We start from the raw sequence: 21,392 nt of genomic DNA on the forward strand, positions 1-21,392 counted from the left end.
ACGTCCACGGTGAAATCCCCCCGGCTTCCCTCACTCAAACAGTCCACGTCTGCGTAAAAAAATTCCGCATTTAAGACTACGGCCTCTAATTAAGACGAATGAATTTCCCCAAAGGTTTCAGTTATTTTCATTCACCTCGAAAATTGCTCTTTCCCGGACGATTAAATATCTTTATGAAATTCATTTAAATAAGCTTTTCTTCGCGCTTCTGTGAACCGGCCGATCCAGTCCGCACGCGCTTCCTCCGTCATATAGGGCAGAATGTACAGCTCGACCGCTTTATAAAATTCCGGTTCAGGAAGAATGTTGTACGTCGGAATCCGAACCATGCCGTTCCCGCGCGTCTCTATCAGTATATCCATAAAGAAAATGCCTTTCGGGCTGCAGCGGTGCTGCGCCATTTTAAGGCTTTTGATGTCCTTGAACAACACAGATTTCTTCCCTGAGAACAGCCGCCCGTCTTCTCCCTCGATCATGCTGAAGATGATGTTTCCTTTTTTCGTGAAGACCGGAAATATCATTAGAAAAGTAATCAAACCATAGATGATCCCGAAAAGTCCGACTCCCAGGTACAGCAATGAATATTTCGATTCGAGTTTTATTGCTTCATAAAAGAGCCATGCTCCGACCAACCCGAAACCTGCCGTCCCCGCAAAAGCCCATACTCTAAAGAACATTCGGCTTTTCACATCAATTGGCTGTTTTTCTTCCTGTTCCAAAAATAATAGACCTCCTTTACTTCAGCAAGCGGATTTCTATATTAATGATATTCATGCCACAATCTACCTTACCACAGAAACCGGTTTCTGCATAAAACTTGCAGTGTGAGTGATCACGTATTCGTCCAATCAGCAGACGATCTGTCCCTCATCAGACCCGATGAATACAAAAAGGCTCCCGGCCATCTGCCGGCAGCCTTCCCCTATTTTGAAATATCAACAAATCCCTCGCCGAATACATCCCTGACATCGTGGATGATGACAAATGCTTTTTTATCTGTGCTTCTTATAATTTTCTTGAGCATGGACAGCTCTTGTTTATTAATGACAATGTATAGAATTTCTTTGGAATCGCCCGTATAGTGTCCGCGTCCCGTTAATATCGTGACGCCGCGGTCCATCAAGGTATTGACCTGCGCGGCGATCTCGTTTTTATGCTCGGAAATGATCGTGATCGCTTTTTTCGTGTTGAGTCCTTCGATAATGAAATCCATGACCTTTGTGGCGATGTACAGCATGACAATCGTAAACATCAGCTTTTCAGCTCCGATGATAAAGTAGGAACTGAACACGACAACTAAATCGATCATCAGCAAGGCATAGCTGATGTTCCAGTCAAAATATTTATTGGCGATTCTCGCGAGAATCGCAGACCCGGCAGTGGTTCCGCCGACACGGATGATCATGCCGATGCCGACGCCGGCAAAGACCCCGGCAAAGATCGTGCTGATGATCACTTCATCAGCCGGCACCGTCCAATCTTCAGTGACGTGCAGAAAAAATGAATTGGCCGCCACCGCAATGATGGTATAAATCGTCGTTTTTTTATCCAAAAAGCGATAGCCGATCATCAGAAGAATGCCGTTCAGCACAAAGTTTGTGATGCCCGGAGACCATTCAAAAACGTAGTATAAAATCAGCGTGATCCCCGTGACGCCGCCTTCTCCCAAGTCGTTCGGGATGGCGAACAGATTCACGGCTAACGCAAAGAAAAATGCGCCTATCACAATCAGGATCATGTCCATTGCTTTCTTTTTCATATTTGCATCCCCTTCCTTATCCGTAGTCGATTTCCTGTAAAAAGTAAAAAAGCCCCGGAGAGAAGCTCTTTGATCAAGAGCAAAAACTCCTGGGCTTTTATCCCACCGTGTCATAACGATATCTTCGCTATGTGTTTTCTCTCGGACCAGACCAGCGCGGAACGCACTGCGGAACCCTAGAAAACCACCTTTTCTCTGTTATCAATTTGTCATCTTCAAGCATTATAAGTGAAATTTTGGGGTCTATCAACCCCTTTATCAGCCTGAAAGATTTGTTTTTTTGTAAAATAGCTTCCATCTGCCGGCAATAAAACCGTCCTATAATAATAGATATACGTGTTTTGCCTGGGAGGCGCTCTTATGAACAAACAAAAACGGCAATGGCTCATCAAGCAAACCATTCTCGAACATCCGGTAGAAAATCAGGAACAGCTGGCATCCCTGCTGGAAAAACGCGGCATCGCCGTTTCGCAGTCTACCATTTCCCGCGATATTAAAGAAATGTATCTTGTGAAACAGCCCGGTGAAAACGGAAAGCTTGTCTACACGACAAATGCTTCTTTATCCATCAATCCTTCTAAAATATTAAAAGATAAAATCTCCGACGTTGTCCTGCATGTGCATCGGACGGACAACTTGATCATTATTAAAACGATGCCCGGCAACGCCCATGCCATCGGCGTCCTTCTTGATAAGCTCGGAAGCCCGGAAATGCTGGGCTGTATATGCGGGAACGATACATGCCTTGTGATTTCCCAATCGCCTGAGGCAGCCCAATCATTTTGTGATCACTTATGCTGATCCGGCCGTCCGGATCAGCTTTTTTTCCCCTCAAAAAAAATTTTTCAAAAAATCCCCTTTAAAAATATACACGTTTTATACGTTCTATTCTCTGCTCCTGCAAGGACTCATTTTCGATTTATCATAATTATTCATTTTTATTTTTGCTTCATCAAAAAACATGTGAAATATATCACGTTTTCGTTGTTATCGCTTTCACATCGCGCTTTTCCTTCCTGTTTTAAGCTGTACATGTAACAAAAAGAGCTTAGGAGGCGGGATGATCATGACAACACCGATACACGTTTACTCTGAAATCGGCCCTTTGAAAACCGTCATGCTGAAGCGGCCCGGTCGGGAACTGGAAAACCTTACACCCGAATATCTGGAAAGGCTTCTCTTTGACGATATTCCCTTTTTGCCAGCGGTGCAAAAAGAGCATGACCAATTTGCAGAGACGTTAAAGAAACAGGGAGTTGAAGTTCTTTATTTAGAAAAGCTGACGGCCGAAGCCCTGGATGACGCTTTCGTCCGCGAGCGGTTTATCGATGAGCTTTTAACAGAAAGCAAAGCAGATATCAACGGCGCTTACGACAGGCTGAAAGAGTTCTTGCTCACCTTTGACGCCGATTCGATGGTCGAACATGTGATGAGCGGCATTCGAAAAAATGAGCTGGAACGCGAAAAGAAATCGCATCTTCATGAGCTGATGGAAGACCATTATCCATTTTATCTCGATCCGATGCCAAACCTTTACTTCACAAGAGATCCGGCGGCCGCCATCGGCAGCGGACTGACCATCAACAAAATGAAAGAGCCTGCTCGCAGGAGAGAGTCGCTGTTTATGCGCTACATTATCAATCACCACCCGCGTTTTAAAGGGCATGAGATTCCGGTTTGGCTTGACCGTGATTTCAAATTCAATATTGAAGGCGGAGATGAGCTTGTCTTAAATGAAGAAACCGTAGCGATAGGGGTATCAGAACGGACAACGGCTCAAGCGATCGAGCGTCTTGTCCGGAACTTATTTCAGCGGCAGAGCCGGATTCGCCGCGTACTGGCCGTCGAAATACCGAAGAGCAGAGCCTTTATGCATTTAGATACCGTCTTCACGATGGTTGACCGAGATCAATTCACGATCCATCCCGCCATCCAGGGGCCTGAAGGAGACATGCGGATCTTCGTTCTTGAGAGAGGGAAAACGGCAGACGACATTCATACGACTGAAGAACACAATCTGCCGGAAGTGCTGAAAAGAACGCTCGGCCTTTCAGATGTCAATTTGATCTTCTGCGGCGGCGGAGACGAAATCGCTTCAGCCAGGGAGCAGTGGAATGACGGCTCCAATACACTCGCGATCGCTCCTGGTGTCGTCGTCACCTATGACCGGAATTACATTTCTAACGAATGTTTGAGAGAACAGGGCATTGAAGTTATTGAAATCCCGAGCGGGGAGCTTTCAAGAGGACGCGGCGGCCCGCGCTGCATGAGCATGCCGCTCTACCGCGAAGATGTGAAATAGACAAACCTAAAGAAAAAGGAGAGAGATCCATGAACCAAACGATTGATTTAAAAGGCAGAAGCTACTTAGCTGAAAAAGATTTTTCAGAAGAAGAAATCCTCTATTTGCTCGATCTTGCCCAAAAATTAAAAGAAAAAAAAGCGCAAGGCATCAAGCATCGCTATTTGGAAGGCAAAAACATCGCTTTGCTGTTTGAAAAGCCTTCTACAAGAACGCGCTGCGCTTTCACGACAGCCTGTATCGACCTCGGTGCACATCCCGAATATTTGGGCAAAGACGACATTCAGCTCGGCAAAAAAGAATCGATCGAAGACACAGCCAAAGTTCTCGGCCGCATGTTCGACGGAATTGAATTCCGCGGATTTGAACACGAAAAAGTGATTTCCCTGGCAGAGCATTCCGGTGTGCCGGTATGGAACGGGCTGACCGATTTATGGCATCCGACGCAGATGCTTGCGGACTTTATGACAGTGAAAGAACATACGGGACGCGTAAAAGGGATCAAACTCACCTATATCGGCGACGGCCGGAACAATGTCGCCAACAGCCTGCTCATCGGCGGCGCCAAAGTCGGCATGGACGTGAGAATCTGCTCGCCTCAAGAGCTGTTCCCTGATCAGGACATCGTTAAAATGGCGGAAGCGTTCGCCGAAGAATCCGGCGGAAAAATCACCGTCACAAACGATACAGATAAAGCCGTATCCGGAGCCGACGTTCTGTATACGGACGTCTGGGTATCCATGGGTGAAGAAGACAAGTTTGCTGAAAGGATCAAACTGCTCAAGCCTTATCAAGTGAATATGGATCTCGTCAAGAAAACAGGAAATGACAACGTCATCTTCCTGCACTGTCTGCCTGCCTTCCATGACCTTCATACAACTTACGGACAAAACGTTTACGAACAGCACGGCCTTAAAGAAATGGAAGTGACGGACGAAGTGTTCCGCAGCAAACACTCTAAAGTGTTCGATGAAGCTGAAAACCGCATGCACACAATTAAAGCTGTCATGGCAGCGACACTCGGCGATCTTGACTGACAGGAAAAGGGGCTCATTCCCTTTTCCATTCTAAACCGAATGAGGTGACAAAAATGGCGGAAGAAAAGAAACTTGGGCTGTTTGCACTTATCGCGCTTGTCATCGGATCGATGATCGGCGGGGGCGCCTTCAACCTTGCAAGCGACATGGCTTCAGGAGCGGGGGCGGGAGCCATTTTAATCGGCTGGATCATCACCGGAGTCGGCATGATTGCCCTGGCCTTCTCTTTCCAAAACTTGACCACGAAAAGGCCTGATTTAGACGGCGGTATTTTCACTTATGCGCGGGAAGGATTCGGCCATTTTATGGGGTTTAACAGCGGCTGGGGGTACTGGTTCGCAGCCCTTCTCGGCAATGTCGCATACGGAACGCTGCTGTTCAGCGCAGTCGGATATTTCATCCCTGCGTTTGGAAACGGACAAAACGTCGCATCGATTATCGGTGCAAGCGTAATCCTCTGGTGTGTGCACTTTTTGATCCTGCGCGGGGTACAGTCCGCTGCCATGATCAACTTAATTACGACCATTTCAAAACTGGTCCCGATTTTTGCTTTCATTATCGCCATTATCTTTGTGTTTCATCTTGATTTATTTACGAACGATTTCTGGGGAAAAGGGCTGTCGCTCGGTTCCATCGGGACACAGGTCAAGAGCACGATGCTGGTGACCGTCTGGGTGTTTACCGGAATTGAAGGGGCCGTCTTATTCTCAAGCCGAGCCAAAAAATCAAGCGATGTCGGAAAAGCAACTGTTATCGGCTTGATCAGTGTACTTGTGATTTACGTCATGATTACGATGCTGTCGCTCGGCGTCATGAATCAGCAAAACTTGGCCGGGCTTCCGAATCCTTCAATGGCCGCGATCATGGAGCATATCGTCGGCAAATGGGGAGCTGTGCTCATCAACTTGGGATTGATCATTTCCGTATTGGGCGCCTGGCTGGCCTGGACATTATTCGCGGGCGAACTCCCGCTGATCGCGGCGCGCGAAGGGGTCTTCCCGAAATGGTTCGGCAAAGAAAATAAAAACGGCGCGCCGACAAATGCGCTGACTTTGACAAACGCCATTATCCAGCTGTTTTTGCTGACGTTTCTCATTTCGGATGCGGCCTACCAGTTTGCATTCTCCCTGGCTTCCTCGGCCATCTTGATCCCGTATCTGTTTTCCGGGCTTTATCAGCTTAAATACAGCTGGCTGCACAAAGAACCTAACCGGGGAAAGAACCTCATCATCGGGATCATCGCAAGCATTTACGGCGTCTGGCTCGTATATGCCGCAGGACTTGATTACCTGCTTTTGACCATGATTTTATACGCTCCCGGCATTCTCGTATTCCGGGCTGTCCGCAAAGGAAAAGAAGGCCCCGTCTTCAATAAAGCCGAGCTTTTGATTGCCGCCGCGATTCTTGTATTGGCTGTCATCGCCGTGATCAGGCTGGCTGCGGGAAGCATTTCAATTTAACAAAACAGAGGTGATGATCAAATGAAAAAAAGAAAAATTGTTGTCGCACTTGGCGGTAATGCCATCCAAACCGGAGATGCCAGCGCAGAAGCGCAAAAGCGCGCGCTAGAAGAAACCGCCATGTATTTGGCGGATATGATCGACAGCGGCGCTGAATTAATCATCACGCACGGAAACGGCCCGCAGGTCGGAAACCTGATGATTCAGCAAAAGGAGGCGGATTCTCCGAAAACACCGGCTATGCCGCTTGAAACTTGTGTTTCTATGACCCAGGGAATGATCGGCTATTGGCTGCAAAATGCTCTTGACCGGGCGTTGCATGCGAAAGGGAAAGGCGGACATGCGGCAACCGTCATTACCCGCGTCGCCGTCCGAGGCGATGATGAAGCATTCCGCAACCCGACAAAGCCGATCGGTCCGTTTTACAGCGAAGCAGAAGCGAAAGAACTGATGAACAGCCGCAACGGCGGCCTCGTTTTTAAAGAAGACGCCGGAAGAGGCTGGCGCCGGGTCGTACCGTCCCCAGCTCCGGTATCGATCCTTGAACACGATGTGATCAATGATCTTGTCGAACACGGACATATCGTCATTGCGGCCGGCGGCGGAGGCGTTCCCGTCATTGAAAACGGCGATGCCGTCTCCGGTATTGACGCCGTCATCGACAAAGACTTTGCCGCCTGCAAACTGGCCGAACTTGTACAGGCTGACGAACTGGTCATTCTAACAGGAGTCGACTATGTTGCCGTTGATTATTTAAAGCCGACAGAACGCGCGCTGAAACGCGTCACCACCGAAGAACTAAAAGGTTATATAAAAGAAAAGCAATTTGCAGAAGGAAGCATGCTGCCAAAAGTCAAAGCAGCCATCCAATTTGCTGAAGCCAAAAAAGGCAATAAAACGGTCATCACATCCCTGAAATTAGCCAAAGACGCGCTCCAAGGAAATGCCGGCACGATTGTCGAACAAGCCTAAAAGCAAAAGGAAGGGCTCGGGGAGGGTTCTTCCTTTTGCCAATCGTCAAAAACAAGTAAAATTTAAACTATATAGCCGCAACATCAGAAAATCGATAAGGGTGGTCCATATGAAGAACAAAGACATCGTACATCAACTGAAAAAGTTTCCTCTTCTCGCTTCCCTGAATAAAAGAGATCTGGAAGATATGAAACAGTTTATCTATTGGCGCACTTACCATAAAGGCCAGATATTATTTATGGAAGACGACCCCCGGGAACGAATGTACCTTCTTCTCGACGGCTTTATCAAACTCGAAAAATCAAACGAAGCTGGATCCATGTTTTATACCGACTATGTACGTCCTCATACCCTCTTTCCATTTGGAGGCTTGTTTCGGGATGAGCATTATCACTACGCCGCCGAAGCCTTAACAGATATTGAACTCTACTATATACCCATGAACATCTTCGAAGATCTCGTCCGGGACAACAAAAACCTGCTTTACGATATTCTCAATCATTTATCAGACATCCTTGCCCTCCACGAGGAAAGGCTGAAGCGTATTACACTCTCCCATGCCCACGACAGGGTCACACAAGCCATTTACTATTTAACCGAAAGCCTCGGTCAAAAAGAAAGCAATTCAACCGTCATCAACTGTCCGATCACCGCTGCCGAAATTGCCAAAATCTCGGGGACATCCCGCGAAACCGTCAGCGCCGTCCTGAAAAAGCTCCGCTGCGAAGGCGTTATCAGTCAAATGAACAAGCAGATCATGATCAATCGGCCGGAGTATTTTATGTAGATCATATATGAGAAATCATCCCGGCGACAAGCGGGATGATTCCCCCCGCCGCCTTTATTTATACCGGAATTCCTCTGTTTCAAACCGTCTGTTTTTGATGATATCCCGATAAAAGTAAGCCGATTTTTTCAGCACCCTGCTGCGGTTGTCCTCCAATCGGATCTCAACAAGACCGTAGCGGTTTTTAAAGGCGTTCATCGGAGAGACGTTGTCCGTGAACGCCCAAAGCATATATCCTTTGCAGTTTGCGCCGGCGCCGATCCCTTTCATCACCTCTCGCAAATGGGCCGAAATAAAATCGATTCTGTAGTCATCCTGAATGACCCCCTCTTCATTTTTAAAACGCTCCTCATGTTCGACGCCCATGCCGTTTTCCGCAATCAGCCATTCGATATTTCCGTACTCATGTTTGATTCTCATCGCCATATCATAGACAATTTGGGGATAGATCTCCCATCCTCTGAACGGGTTCATTTTTCTGCCGGGCAGCTCAAAGTATTCATAGTAATAAGCGGGATGAAATGGCGTTGAGTCATTCCACTGTCTTGACGGAGCTTTGACACGGCGGGGGTAATAAAGATTAATGCCGGCAAAATCTACTGTATGCTGTTTGATGATGTCAAGCTCCGCCTCATCATGGTCAAACAGAATGTCGTGTTTGACCAAGAGATCCATCAATTCATCGGGATAGGCGCCTTTGATGCTCGGATCTAAAAAAACCCTGTTAAAAAACAAATCATAGATGCGGGCCGCTTTTTGGTCATGAGGCGCGCTTGATCTCGCATAAGTAACCTCCGGATTCAAAATAACGCCGATTTTGGCGCCTTCCAGGCAATCGGACTTGCGGGTGTGAAAAAGCCGGACGCATTTCGCCGTCGCCAATGCCTTATTAAAATTCCATTGCATCCATTTTTTCGTGTTCTGCTCATATGGATATCGAATCGCATCAAGGAAAATCCGCGTTTGCGGGACAATTGGTTCATTAAAAGTAAACCAATATTTCACCCTGTCTCCATATCGTTCAAATACTTTTTCCGCGTATGCCGTAAATAAATCTATGACATGTTTAGACCCCCACCCTCCGTATTTCTCCATCAAAACTGCGGGAATCTCATAATGCTCAAGGCATATCATCGGCTCCACACCTGAGGTAATCAGCTCATTGATGACATCGTCGATATAGTCTGCGTACACTTCGTCAACTTCTGCTGTTTCATAATCAATCAGAAAGCGGGACCAGTTAATCGATGTCCGGTAATGTGTCAAGCCGATCTCTTTCATAAGATGGATATCCTCTTTATAGCGGTTATAAAAATCGGTTGCCACCGCCGGTCCGTATCCGTTATGCCATACATGCGGATCATTCTTGTACCACATATCCAAATAAGAATCCTGTGTCGGCCGCTTCCCGTCCCACCCCTCTGTCTGCCACGCCGACGCTGCTGCGCCGAGAATAAAATCGTCGGGAATCTTCCAGGTTTGTCTCGCCATTTCGTTCGCTCCTTTCAACGCCTTTACATGGAAACATTTTTTTCAGAACTGACCGTAAGGCTTCGATTCAACAACATCACAAACGGAAGATAAATAAGGGCGGAGACGATGATGCATACGATTTGTGTGACGACGGCACCGAGGCTTCCTCCTGTCGACAGCCAGGCATTGATAATCGGCGGTGTCGTCCACGGCACCATGACAACGGCTTTTCCGGCAAAGCCCGCCGCTGTCGCGATGTAACCGATCGCACCCGTCACAAGCGGTGTCACAATAAAAGGAATCGCCATTAACGGATTCAGCATGACGGGAACCCCGAAGATCACCGGTTCATTGATATTGAAGATGCCGGGACCAAACGAAATTTTTGTAATGCTGCGCAAATCCTCCCGTTTCCCCGCGATGAAAATCGCGATCAACAGGCCGATCGTGACGCCGGATCCGCCGATGCTCATGTACACATCCCAAAACGGCATCGTTATGATATTCGGAATCGATTCGCCGGCAGCGTATGCATTCATATTGACGGTAATCGAAGCGAGCAGCAAAGGCTCCCTGATCGGCTTCACCATCTGGTTTCCGTGTATGCCGATGACCCAGAAAAACTGTGCGACAAACACTAGCAGCAAAATGCCGGGAAGGCCTTGAATCGCGCCCTCAAGCGGTTTTTGCACGACATTGTACACAGCTTCATGAAGGTATACGCCCGTCAGCCGATGAAAAGCAAATCCGAAGCTGGCGATGATCGTGACAGTAATAATCGAAGGAAATAAAGTGCCGAACGAGACAGAGACATTGGCCGGCACGCTGTCCGGCATTTTAATTTTAAGCCGGTCCATGCTTGAAAGCTTGCTGAAGATTTCAACAGACACAATCGAAATAAACATCCCCAAAAACAGCGACTTCGGATCCGTAAATTCCTTGGCCAGCACGTTAACCACTTCCTGCATCGAACCGTTCACTTCCAACAGCACCGTCGATGGAATGACAGAGATATAGGACATCAGCGCCATCAAGCCGGGAAAAAATGATTCATGCCCATTCAGCTTTCCGAGCTCAATCCCGATCAAAAACACCGCGCCGATCGTAATAAAGTTCAGCGTCGCATAATTGATCGACCCCATAATCGGCTCAAGCGCAGACAAGAACCGAAAAGGCTTGAAAACCGCAAGTCCCGTCTCGGGGCTCATCACCATATTCTGCATCAAAACCGCAAACGCCCCGGCAATGATGACCGGCATCAGCGTGACAAACGCCGACTTAATGACCATGATGTATTTGAAGCTTGTAATTTTAAAAGCGACCCGCTCAAACACCTCGGTCACCTTCGCCATCCTGCTCATTTACTCTCCCCCTTTTTTTGGTGGTTTGCTTTTACCTTACAATGAAAACGCTTTCTTTTTGGTGCATATTTTTTCCTGTGGGAGAGGAAATTTTTCAGGTTGGGAGGCCAGCAAAGCAGACAACCCGCCGTTTCACTGAAACAGCGGGTCATATATTTTACTGTGGCAATTGCACTTTGATCGGCTTAAACGGTGTAGAATAAAATGCGCTTAAATAACCAAAGTCGACAGCAAGCGAATATTGGTCAAGGCTGAAGCTTTTCGCTCCAAATTCACCATCTAACGTAAAGTCTGATCGGAATCGGAGTTTTTCAGGATCAAGCACTTTTGTAAAATTACCTTTTACGCTGTGTCCCATCGGCGCCTCGTCAAAGCCTTTATAATCCGAATCAACCAGCGACATCGTTTCTAAAAAATTTTGCATGCTGTCAATATCGATCTTAGATTGATCGACATGTTTCAGATGATAGTCGACAGACAGTTTGCTTCCGTTTTGTTTCACCTGATCAACGGCAATCTGGAAATCATGACGGTCAGCGCTCAGCGCGGCGGGCGTTTTTGTGAGAGGCAGCGTCTTTTCGGAATCGCCCATACTGCTGCTCGCCTTAATCTTGAGGTATTTTGTTCCTTTATTCACTTTTCCAAGGATCAGCCTTTCTTCGTGACGAACCTTGTTTCCGTTCTTTGTACTGTCTGTCGTCCGCTGCCCGCCACTCAAATAAGGGATTTCGTTTCCTTTATCATCGGTCACTTTCACAATCGATGTACGATCGTTTGGATATTCCTCTGAATTGGATACCTCATAGTCGATGACAGTCGATTCTTTTCCGAGAATTACCGTTTTTACGGCGAGCTTATGGCCATCAGCCGATTGTGTATTGTTTTTGGTTATGTGCAGCGTTTTATACGGCAGTTTATCAACCGGAATGTCGAACTTCCATTTCCCTCTGATTCCGTTAATGCTTGTGATCGTAACCGGGAGTGTCAGTTTATCGGGAATATGTTTGTCTGGATAGCCCATTTGAATGTAGCCGGTATAGCCGTCCTCTGTTTTCTTTATGTCTCCTTGAGAAGCGATAGCCCATTTGCGCTCACCATTAAATAATGTGAAATGAATCATGCTCGCTCCATCATCTAAATCTTTTCTTGTATCGCTTTTCACCTTAAACGTCATACCGATGATTCCGCCGTCAAAATAAACGCTTGTCGCCGTCACGTCTATGTTGTTGCTGGATGCTTTCTCGTTCAGTTCAGTGACAAGCTGGCCCGCCACCAAGTTTTGACCGACATAGTCATGGAATTGTTGATACGCTTTCCCAAACAGCGGGACGTCAGCCAACACGCTTTGCATCGCTGGGGAAACGAAGCCGCTGCCGAGAAGGAGCACGGCGGCCGCGCCCGAAACAAAAACGGTCCGTTTCACGGCGCGCTTCGGCCGAAACGTTTTTTCCCGCTTGGCCCGCTTGATGCCTTTATCAATCGATTCGCGGATTTCTTTTGTAGGAACATCGATCTTGTTTACTTCGTTTTTGAACCATTGTTTGTCCATGCGTCTTCTCCCCCAGTCAGTAGTTGTTTTAATTCAAGCTTCGCTCTTTTCAAATAGGTCTTAACGGTTCCTTCGGGAGCATTCATCACCCCGGCGATATCATGAATCGGCAGATCGTGATAATAAAATAGAATGATGGCGGTTTGATATTCTTTTCGCAACCGCTGAACAGCTTCAAGCATCCCCATTCTGTCGTCCGCATCCATCTCCTGCTCCTGGTCTTCATCCTGCAGCGGCCTGTCCATTAAAACCACTTTCTTTTTCTTGTCCAATAAGGCATATGCATGATGAATGAGGATCTTCGTCAGCCATGTCAAAAAGTATTCGGGATTCCTCAGCTGGGCAATCGATAAAAATGCCTTGTACGCCGTCTCCTGTACGATATCTAACGCGTCCTCCTTATTTCGCACATATATGTAAGCTGTTCTGTAAAGCTGATCGCTGTGCTTTTGAAACAGCATTTCAAAAGCTTTGGCATTGCCTGCGACAGCTTTCTTAACTAATCTGATTTGCTTCACTGCTGCGCCTCCTTCAAACATTAGAGAGGAGAATTGATAAGAAAAGTTTCAAAAGAACGGAATTTTTTCTCTGCATTAAAAAAATCCGCTATTTCACCGAAAATAGCGGATTCTATTTATTTCTTTGTCAGCGTCACTTTAGAAGTTCCGGTTCGGCCGAGCGGTTCCTGTTCATGTTTAAGCTCTTCCCTCAGCTCATTCATACTTGATCGTTTGATTCGATATACGGCTTCAAGCCGAACCAAATATTCGGCCCTTGTTTTGAAAGCATGAATGATTGAGATGATCCAAACGATAAGCAAGGCTTTCATAGCCAAATCGAAGAGGAACGTTCTGGCTGTAAAAGCAGCGAATAAAACAGCCGCTGCATATCCGATCCCGGCAAATAACCATTTTCTTTGTTTCGTTCGCGCTGCGATATAAATAAATGCAAACCAGCTTAAAAATCCAAAAGGAACCCATGTGAACACAAGCCAGAATGAATGTGCAAACTCCCATTTCGTTCCTTCATTTGTATAACCTTTAGCCATTTTGATACTCCCTTACAATTGTGATGATCCTTTAGAACTATATTATACTAAATTTTCCTATACAGGAATAAAAGTTTTCGATTCGCCCGCCATGAATGATAAGATAAACATAAAACCAACAATTGGAGATGAAGGAAACATGAAGAACAAACTGATTGAACGTCTCATTTCTTATGCGAAAGTTGATACGCAGTCAAATGAAAACAGTCAGACGACGCCTTCCACTCCCGGGCAGCTGACGCTTGCCAATATGCTTGTTGAAGAGCTGAAAGAGATCGGCATGAAGGACGTCACAATCGATGAAAACGGCTATGTGATGGCGACGCTTCCTTCGAATACGGAAAAAGAGGTGCCGACGATCGGCTTCCTGGCTCATGTGGATACAGCAACAGATTTTACCGGAAAGAACGTCAATCCGCAGGTTATCGAACAATACGACGGAAAGGACATTGTGCTGAATGAATCTCTCAATGTCGTCTTATCGCCCAAGGAATTTCCCGAGCTTGCAGATTATGCGGGACATACATTGATCACAACCGACGGAACGACTTTGCTCGGCGCCGATAATAAAGCGGGGATCTCTGAAATCATGACGGCAATCGAATATTTAATTGCGCACCCCGAAATCAAACACGGGAATATCAGAGTCGCTTTTACGCCTGATGAAGAGATCGGCAGAGGGCCGCACAAATTTGACGTCGAGGCGTTCAACGCCGCATTCGCGTATACGGTTGACGGCGGGCCGCTCGGCGAACTGCAATACGAAAGCTTCAATGCCGCAGCCGCGAAAATCACTTGTAAAGGAACGAACGTCCACCCCGGCACAGCAAAAGGAAAAATGGTCAATGCCGCCAAAATCGCGATGCAGTTTCACGCCGGACTTCCGGAAAACGAAGCCCCTGAATTTACTGAAGGTTATGAAGGCTTCTATCATCTGCTTTCGATCAAGGGCGATGTCTCTGAAACCACTCTCTCCTATATCATCAGGGATTTTGACAGAGACCGATTTAACGAGAGAAAAGCCACCGTCCAAAAAATCGCAAACGACCTTAAAGCCAAATACGGCGAAAACAGTATTACAGTAGACATGAATGATCAATATTACAACATGAGGGAAAAGATCGAACCGGTCAAAGAGATTGTCGACATTGCCTATGAAGCGATGAAAAATCTGGACATCGAGCCGGTTGTGAAACCGATCCGCGGCGGTACAGACGGCTCCCAGCTCTCATACATGGGGCTTCCTTGTCCGAACATTTTCACAGGCGGGGAAAACTTCCACGGAAAATACGAGTATATTTCCGCCGACAATATGGTAAAAGCCGCGAATGTCATCGTGGAAATTGTGAAGCTGTTTGAAGAAAGAGCGTAATACGAAAAAAACGCGGAAAGCGGCTGCAAGACAGCCGCTTTCAGATTGTTGACAAAATCCCAAAACGGCTTTTAGTTTTGGGATTTTGTCATCCTTTCAGCGTGATTGAAAACCCTTGCAGTCTAGGAAGGCCGAGCATCGGAGCGGAGCGAATGTTGGAATTCGTGAGCACCGACGCGCAGGCCTGACAACGAATGCGAGGGTTTGTCGACACGCTGAAAGCGGCTGCAAGACACGACAGCCGCTTTTTTTTTGCCAGATCAATCTTTATCTGCGCTTTGTCGAAATTAGAACATATTCCAAGGCGGTATCTTTTTGGACCGGCATAAAGTCGATTAACGTCTCACCGATGCAAAATATTCTGCTCATTTGGCTTCATCGCCTTTCCAAATATCTTTCAACGTCCAGTAAGTGAACTCTTCAACCCGTACATTGCCTTTCTCAGAAAACAGCTCAATCCCGGCTCTTCTTTCTTTGGGATATATGCGGCTGGTCATTGTCGCTTCACCATGGTTTGCAAATACTTCAATAGACGATCTGTCAAGAAACAGATGCAAGGTGAGCTTCTCTTCCGCTTCAAGCTGCACGTTTCTCACACCGTCCCGCGCTTTGCCGGACTTTGAACAGTCGAGCGTCAGCTTTTGATCAACCAAGCTGTACTGGATGATTGTCTCTTCCTGATCAATCCCCCGAATCTTTAAGCCAACCGTTTCGGCACTGCAAATTGTCAAATCAAAAACGGCCACAACTTCAAGAAGCTTTTCGGCTGTCTTTATCAAAAAGCTGCCGGAAATCGATTGATTGGCACATTCATGATGTTCCGATTCACGAAGTAATTGAGTCTCCTCAACGGGATTCATTAAAATTTTGTGATCATCCTTCAACGTCAATTCACGCGGCAAAGTTAAAGCCCCGCACCATCCGTCCGCTTTCGTCGGCATCTCTGACTCCCACATATCCATCCAGCCAATCGCAATTCTGCGCCCTTTGTCATCCAACAAAGTTTGCACGGCATAAAAGTCATGGCCATGGTCCAACTCTTTAAAGGAGCCGTGTACAAACTCATTCGTGTCTTCATCATAATCTCCAATCAAATAGCCTGTTTGATACAGATTTTGATATGAATCACCATCCGCCTCTATCCCCTGAGGGGAAATCAGCAAAATGTGTTTGCCGTCTAATTCAAAGAAATCCGGACATTCCCACATAAAGCCGAGATTTCCGTCGCTTTGGGCGAGGACGCCTGCATATTCCCAATCTACAAAGTTAGATGAGCGGTATAAAATGACCCGGCCGACATTTTCTTTTGAGGCGTTTCCGATCACCATATACCAGGTCTCACGATGCTTCCATACTTTCGGATCGCGAAAGTGGCGGGCGCTGTCTTCCGGCGGCTCTGCGATGACGGGGTTTTCTTTTAGTTTTTCAAAGGAGATACCGTCTTTGCTGACTGCTATATTCTGATTTTGATAGAAATCGTCTTTCTCTTCATCTATCATATTATGCCCTGTATAGATTAAAGCGAGATCGCCGTTATATTCGACTGCGCTTCCTGAGAAGCAGCCGCTTTCATCAAATGCATCGCCAGGCGCTAAAGCGATCGGCAAGTGCTCCCAGTGAATAAGATCCCTGCTCTTCAAATGGCCCCAATGCATCGGCCCCCAATTCTCATCATACGGATGATGTTGATAAAAGACATGATACTCCCCTTTATATTGAATAAGTCCATTTGGATCATTTATCCAGTTTGCCCGGGGCATCATGTGATAGCCCATTCGGTAACGGTGATTCACTTTTTTCCCGGTTTTCTTCAATGCTTCTTCTGCCTGCTGAATTCTATTCATCTGTGACATCCTCTCTATATATGCTTTCTTTGTAGACTTTGAGCAAATTCAACGTCTTTCTTTGAGTCTAGCAAGGTAAAAATCGAAATAATGGTGAAACAAAGGACCATTGTTCCCATGATGAGATAAGTGTGGCGAAATCCGATGCTGTCGTATAAACCTCCCGCAAGCGGCGAAAAAATCGACGTGCCTACCTGGGATGCAAATTGAAAGCCGACAAGGTAAAGTACGGATGAAAGACGATTATCAAAATTAGTCGCCAAATATTTAAACACCGCAATCAGCATAATCGGCAATTCTAAAGCATGAATGAGTTTCATCGATGAAATTCCGACCGGTCCGCTGACAAGTCCGGAGCCGATAATGCGGAAAGCCATTAACAGCCCCGCTAAAATCAAACTTTTTTTAGGACCAAGCTTATTGACGATGAAAGGCGCAAGAAACATCATGCCCGCTTCAATGAATACTTGGAATGAGTTAAGGTATCCAAATATTTGGTTCCCCAGAGCCGGAGTCGGAAATAAGGAAGCGTAGTAAAGCGGGAACTGCTGGTCATAGACGCCGTATACACATGTTACGCCGATCACGTACAACATCAAAAACCAGAAGTCTTTTAAGAGAAACAGCCCTCCGACGTCTTTTAATCTGACCGAGTCTGCTCTTTCCTTTTCATCATCTGTCATCTCAATTTTTACGGAAACAATAATGACCACCAATATGACTGCTGAAACGGACGCAACCCAGAAGTTGATATTCGGGTCGATATTGAACAGCTGACCTGCAAAAAATGTCGCCGCAGCCCAGCCGAGGGACCCCCACATCCTTGTTCTTCCATATTCAAATTGATATTTGCGGCTGACCTTTTCAATAAAAGTTTCAATCGCGCCGATTCCGGCGAGAAAAGCAGTTCCCAAATACATTCCGCCGACGATAGCCCCAAGAAAGACATTGTATTGCAAAAGCGGTCCGTAGACGAAAATATAAAAGGGCCCCGTCAATACGAGAAGCAAACTGATCATAAATAATATGTTTTTCTTCAGCCCGAGCTTATCGGAGATAAAACCGTACAAAGGCTGCATGCACAAGGTAAAGATAGCGTTTACAGAAAAGATAATGCCCGTCGCAGACCCGTTCAAATTGATTTCTTGCCCTAACCAAATCGCAAATAAAGAATAGCTGGAAGACCAAGTAAAAAAGAAAAAGAAAAAATAAGCGCTTAGTTTCCAATACAGACTGTTTGAGCTTTTCATTTTCATTTGCTCCTTTAACCCGATTTGGATGTATCTATTTGATGCCTGTCCCTGAACCGCCCAGACCATCTAAAATGTAGCGTTGGGCGACAATGTAGATCAGAATCAGCGGAATCGTGGAAATCGTCAGGACAGCCATTACCTGGTTCGTATAAACCGGCTCGGTGCTGTTGATGGCTGTAATCGCCACCTGGATCGGAAATTTCGACTTATCCGTCAAAACCATCAGCGGCCAAATATAGTCATTCCAGCTGCCGATAAAAGCCAATGTCCCCACAGTAGCAACAGCCGGTTTGGACATCGGCAGCATCACCCGCCAGAAAATCTGCCATGTATTGGCTCCGTCAAGCTTGGCCGACTCAATCATCTCCCCCGGGATCGCCATGAAAAAGTTTCGGAACAAATAAATATTGAAAGCCCCGGCAAGCGCCGGCAAAATCACGGCAAGGCGCGTATCAACAAGTCCGAGCTTATGAACAATTGTAAACTGCGAGATTAAAATCGTTTCCATCGGCACGATTAAAAGCGCCAGCAATATGGTAAACAGCACTTTTTTACCTGTGAACTGCAGCTTGGCGAATGCAAAGCCCGCCATTCCGTTGATGATGACAGCTCCCGCTGCCACACACAAACCGTAAAACAGACTGTTACCGATATACATTAATAAATCAAACCGTGACAGCACTTCCCTGTAGGATTGAAACCATTCCGACGGATGAAAAGACGGGAGAAACGCTTTAATACTGCTGATATTGTTGTAAATATCGGCTTCCGGTTTCATCGATGAAGCGACCATCCAAATCAGCGGAAATATAAACAGAACCGCCAGCAAAACAAGGCATATATATTCCAGTATCGTCAAAGGCCCGAATTTCCGTCTCATCCGCCTTCATCCTCCTTCACCAACTTGCGCTGCGCAAGCGTCACCAATCCAATCATCGTGCCAAACAAGAGCGCAATTGAACTTGCATAGCCGACCATCCGATCGGTAAATCCCGTTTGATAAATATAATAGACAACTGTCATCGTTGAATTGACCGGTCCCCCCTGGGTCATGACCATTGGCTGCACGAGAAGCTTAAACGCACTGATCAGCGTCGTAATAAAGATAAAAACCGACGTCGGTTTCAACAAAGGCAATGTAATATAAATAAACCGCTGCCATTTATTCATACCATCCAATTGCGCCGCCTCGTAGACATCTCCGGGAATATTTTGCAGGCCCGCTAAAAAAATCAGCATCTGAAATCCGGCCCCCTGCCAGACTGAAACGAAAACAATTGTAAAGATCGCCTGATCAGGACTTGTCAAAAACGGCTGTGGCGGTAAACCGACGTGCGTCAGCACGTTATTGATCATTCCTTCATTCGGATTCAGCAAGTACAGCCACAAAACGGAGATGACAACAAGCGACATGACGACGGGGCTAAAGTATGCGACTTTGAAAAACGTATTGGCCTTGCGCTTTTTATTCAACAGAAGGGCCAGCCCGAGAGCGGCCCCGATCTGTAACGGAATCACAAGGACAACAAATTTCAATGTGTTGCTCAAGCTTTTCAAGAAAATAGGGTCTTTGAACAATTTGATAAAGTTGTCAAAACCGACAAACTTGCGCAGGTCAGGTGTTAACAAATAATAATCTGTAAATGCGTAGTAAACCGCCATAATCGAAGGAATCACGAGAAACACTGACAAAATCAGCAAGGCCGGACCTAAAAATGTATAGGCCAGCACATTGTCCCGCCACCCTATTTTATTGGCAGGGGTTTTTTTCAGCGGAAAGGCCGTCCTTGCTTCTTTCAACGGAATTTTATTCATGGCTCCACCTTCTAGTTTGCCTTATCGATGGCTGATTGCATTTCTTTTGCACGCGTATCCAGCACCGAATGAATATCCTGATGCTGATCAAAGAAGCTGATGTCATCGATCGCTTGCTGAAATGCGCGTGTCACCTGTGGATATGCCGGTGTCACCGGTCGTGCATGCCCCGTTTCTTTCAGCTGCTGCAAGAAGACATTCATTTCATCTGAGAATTCTTTTGCCAGCACTTTCTCTGATGAATAGCGCACAGGCAGCGCGGCGATCGAACGGCTCAATTCCAGGTTGGATTCCTTGTTTGTCATCCAATCGACCAATTTTGCCGCCCATTCCTTGTTTTCAGACGTCTGTGTCATGGCAAACTGCCAGCTTCCTGAAGGGGACACAAGCTTTTTTGTTTTTGGCGAAACAGGATACGGCATCACACCATAATCGACATTAGGAAAATTTGTTTCCATGTCGGTTACCGTCCAGACACCGCTCATTTTCATCGGATATTTTTCCGTTTCAAATGCCTGCTTAACCGGAGTCCGGGTCGTGTAACCCTCTTTCAGCATTGTTTGAATAAATGTCATCGCTTCAACGGTCGGTTTGTCGTTAAAAACACCCTCCGCTTGCTTGCCATCTTTTGAAAGGACATCGCCGCCGGCCGACCAAACAAATGGCAAAAGCGCATAGGTCAGCATTTCGTCTTTTGACTGCAACTGCATATCGATGGCCGGCTTGTCATATTTATTTTTCAGCTTTTTGCAAAGCTCAAGAAATTCGTCCCACGTCCATGGATTCTCAACCGTTGGCAACGTTTTCAAGTCAACGCCGGCATCCTTCAGCATTTTTTTGTTATAGTAAATACCGACCGACGATTCGCTGACGCCGATCGCATACAGTTTCCCCTCGTAGGTTCCCTGTTGCTTAATGCTCGGCAATAAATCATCCTGGTCTTTGATATACTCATCCAATGGCGCAATTACGCCCGATTTCGCATAAGCCGCCGTATTCGGTCCGTCCAAAGTGATCACATCCGGCAGGGTGTTCGTTGTCAGTGCCGCGTTCACTTTGTCTTCATATCCGCCACCGTTTCCGCTTCTGGGGATGAAATCAATTTTGGCCTCGACGTTTTCAGAGGCATACTTTTTATTAAAAGCGTCCACCCGCTTTTGATAGACCTTTCCTTCTTCACTATCATCAGATACGTGCACCCATACCGTAAGCGTTTTCCCATCTTGGCTATTTGCACTTTTGCTATTGCTGCAGCCCCACATCGCAAACATCAGCAACAACGAAAAAATTCCGAAGAGCCACCTTTTCATCTTTGTTACTTCCCCCCATTTTTCATAAATTAACAAATAAAAGCGCTTTC

At 46.5% G+C, this 21,392-nt stretch carries 19 protein-coding genes and 1 riboswitch; of the genes, 7 read left to right on the forward strand and 12 right to left on the reverse strand.

Going from position 1 to position 21,392, the window contains the following annotated elements; all coding sequences use genetic code 11:
- Positions 1–161: 161 nt before the first annotated feature.
- Both MHI30_RS20665 and MHI30_RS20670 read right to left on the reverse strand, forming a co-directional pair.
- Positions 162–719 carry a YfjD family protein gene (locus MHI30_RS20665; protein WP_075751668.1) on the reverse strand — a complete coding sequence of 186 codons (558 nt, stop codon included), beginning with the start codon at positions 717–719 and terminating at the stop codon, positions 162–164.
- Positions 720–922: 203 nt separating this feature from the next.
- Positions 923–1,759 (reverse strand): YitT family protein, encoded by an 837-nt coding sequence (locus MHI30_RS20670; protein ID WP_071583650.1) that lies wholly within the window; start codon positions 1,757–1,759, stop codon positions 923–925.
- 84 nt (positions 1,760–1,843) lie between these two features.
- Positions 1,844–1,950: riboswitch (guanidine-I (ykkC/yxkD leader) on the reverse strand.
- A 169-nt stretch (positions 1,951–2,119) separates the two neighbouring features.
- Between MHI30_RS20670 and argR the strand changes: the two genes are divergently transcribed.
- The 6 genes from argR to MHI30_RS20700 all read left to right on the forward strand — a co-directional run bounded on the left by argR (position 2,120) and on the right by MHI30_RS20700 (position 8,317).
- Complete coding sequence (argR, locus tag MHI30_RS20675; protein WP_020453463.1) at positions 2,120–2,560, forward strand: arginine repressor; 441 nt, start codon at positions 2,120–2,122, stop codon at positions 2,558–2,560.
- A 265-nt stretch (positions 2,561–2,825) separates the two neighbouring features.
- Positions 2,826–4,061, forward strand: coding sequence for an arginine deiminase (arcA, locus tag MHI30_RS20680; protein WP_069500929.1), 1,236 nt, complete (start codon positions 2,826–2,828; stop codon positions 4,059–4,061).
- 29 nt (positions 4,062–4,090) lie between these two features.
- A complete protein-coding gene (gene argF / locus MHI30_RS20685; RefSeq protein ID WP_075751669.1) occupies positions 4,091–5,098 on the forward strand; it encodes an ornithine carbamoyltransferase in 1,008 nt (335 codons plus the stop codon).
- Positions 5,099–5,151: 53 nt separating this feature from the next.
- Positions 5,152–6,558 carry an arginine-ornithine antiporter gene (gene arcD / locus MHI30_RS20690; RefSeq protein ID WP_075751670.1) on the forward strand — a complete coding sequence of 469 codons (1,407 nt, stop codon included), beginning with the start codon at positions 5,152–5,154 and terminating at the stop codon, positions 6,556–6,558.
- A gap of 21 nt (positions 6,559–6,579) precedes the next feature.
- Positions 6,580–7,530 carry a carbamate kinase gene (gene arcC / locus MHI30_RS20695; protein WP_075751671.1) on the forward strand — a complete coding sequence of 317 codons (951 nt, stop codon included), beginning with the start codon at positions 6,580–6,582 and terminating at the stop codon, positions 7,528–7,530.
- 109 nt (positions 7,531–7,639) lie between these two features.
- Positions 7,640–8,317 carry a Crp/Fnr family transcriptional regulator gene (locus MHI30_RS20700; RefSeq protein ID WP_020453468.1) on the forward strand — a complete coding sequence of 226 codons (678 nt, stop codon included), beginning with the start codon at positions 7,640–7,642 and terminating at the stop codon, positions 8,315–8,317.
- A 54-nt stretch (positions 8,318–8,371) separates the two neighbouring features.
- Here the strand turns inward: MHI30_RS20700 and MHI30_RS20705 are convergent, their stop codons facing one another.
- The 5 genes from MHI30_RS20705 to MHI30_RS20725 form a co-directional block, all read right to left on the reverse strand.
- On the reverse strand, positions 8,372–9,808 hold the full coding sequence (locus tag MHI30_RS20705; RefSeq protein ID WP_075751672.1) for a glycoside hydrolase family 1 protein: 1,437 nt from the start codon (positions 9,806–9,808) through the stop codon (positions 8,372–8,374).
- Positions 9,809–9,831: 23 nt separating this feature from the next.
- Entirely contained in the window at positions 9,832–11,151 is a 1,320-nt protein-coding gene (locus tag MHI30_RS20710; protein WP_075751673.1) for a PTS transporter subunit EIIC, read from the reverse strand.
- A 157-nt stretch (positions 11,152–11,308) separates the two neighbouring features.
- Positions 11,309–12,700 (reverse strand): DUF4179 domain-containing protein, encoded by a 1,392-nt coding sequence (locus tag MHI30_RS20715; RefSeq protein WP_075751674.1) that lies wholly within the window; start codon positions 12,698–12,700, stop codon positions 11,309–11,311.
- Positions 12,670–13,239: a sigma-70 family RNA polymerase sigma factor gene (locus MHI30_RS20720; RefSeq protein ID WP_075751675.1), complete on the reverse strand. Its 570-nt coding sequence runs from the start codon at positions 13,237–13,239 to the stop codon at positions 12,670–12,672. Before MHI30_RS20720 ends, MHI30_RS20715 begins: the two co-directional genes overlap by 31 nt.
- Before the next feature lie 95 nt (positions 13,240–13,334).
- Positions 13,335–13,748, reverse strand: a complete 414-nt coding sequence (locus MHI30_RS20725; protein ID WP_075751676.1) for a hypothetical protein — start codon at positions 13,746–13,748, stop codon at positions 13,335–13,337.
- Between the two features lie 139 nt (positions 13,749–13,887).
- Here MHI30_RS20725 and pepT point away from each other — a divergent pair, with 139 nt between their 5' ends.
- Positions 13,888–15,120 carry a peptidase T gene (gene pepT / locus MHI30_RS20730; RefSeq protein ID WP_075751677.1) on the forward strand — a complete coding sequence of 411 codons (1,233 nt, stop codon included), beginning with the start codon at positions 13,888–13,890 and terminating at the stop codon, positions 15,118–15,120.
- A gap of 365 nt (positions 15,121–15,485) precedes the next feature.
- Here the strand turns inward: pepT and MHI30_RS20735 are convergent, their stop codons facing one another.
- The 5 genes from MHI30_RS20735 to MHI30_RS20755 are packed head-to-tail and all read right to left on the reverse strand — an operon-like array spanning position 15,486 to position 21,342.
- Positions 15,486–16,964, reverse strand: coding sequence for a glycoside hydrolase family 32 protein (locus tag MHI30_RS20735; RefSeq protein WP_075751679.1), 1,479 nt, complete (start codon positions 16,962–16,964; stop codon positions 15,486–15,488).
- A gap of 14 nt (positions 16,965–16,978) precedes the next feature.
- Positions 16,979–18,214 carry an MFS transporter gene (locus tag MHI30_RS20740; protein WP_075751680.1) on the reverse strand — a complete coding sequence of 412 codons (1,236 nt, stop codon included), beginning with the start codon at positions 18,212–18,214 and terminating at the stop codon, positions 16,979–16,981.
- Positions 18,215–18,248: 34 nt separating this feature from the next.
- Positions 18,249–19,097 carry a carbohydrate ABC transporter permease gene (locus tag MHI30_RS20745; RefSeq protein ID WP_023856923.1) on the reverse strand — a complete coding sequence of 283 codons (849 nt, stop codon included), beginning with the start codon at positions 19,095–19,097 and terminating at the stop codon, positions 18,249–18,251.
- On the reverse strand, positions 19,094–20,032 hold the full coding sequence (locus MHI30_RS20750; protein ID WP_075751681.1) for a sugar ABC transporter permease: 939 nt from the start codon (positions 20,030–20,032) through the stop codon (positions 19,094–19,096). The genes MHI30_RS20745 and MHI30_RS20750 overlap by 4 nt, the downstream gene beginning before the upstream one ends.
- A gap of 11 nt (positions 20,033–20,043) precedes the next feature.
- The gene (locus MHI30_RS20755; protein WP_075751682.1) at positions 20,044–21,342 is read right to left on the reverse strand and encodes a sugar ABC transporter substrate-binding protein; all 1,299 of its coding nucleotides are present in this window, start codon (positions 21,340–21,342) and stop codon (positions 20,044–20,046) included.
- Positions 21,343–21,392: the final 50 nt, after the last annotated feature.

It is taken from the genome of Bacillus sp. FSL L8-0528 (genome assembly GCF_038593085.1).
GTDB lineage: Bacteria > Bacillota > Bacilli > Bacillales > Bacillaceae > Bacillus > Bacillus paralicheniformis.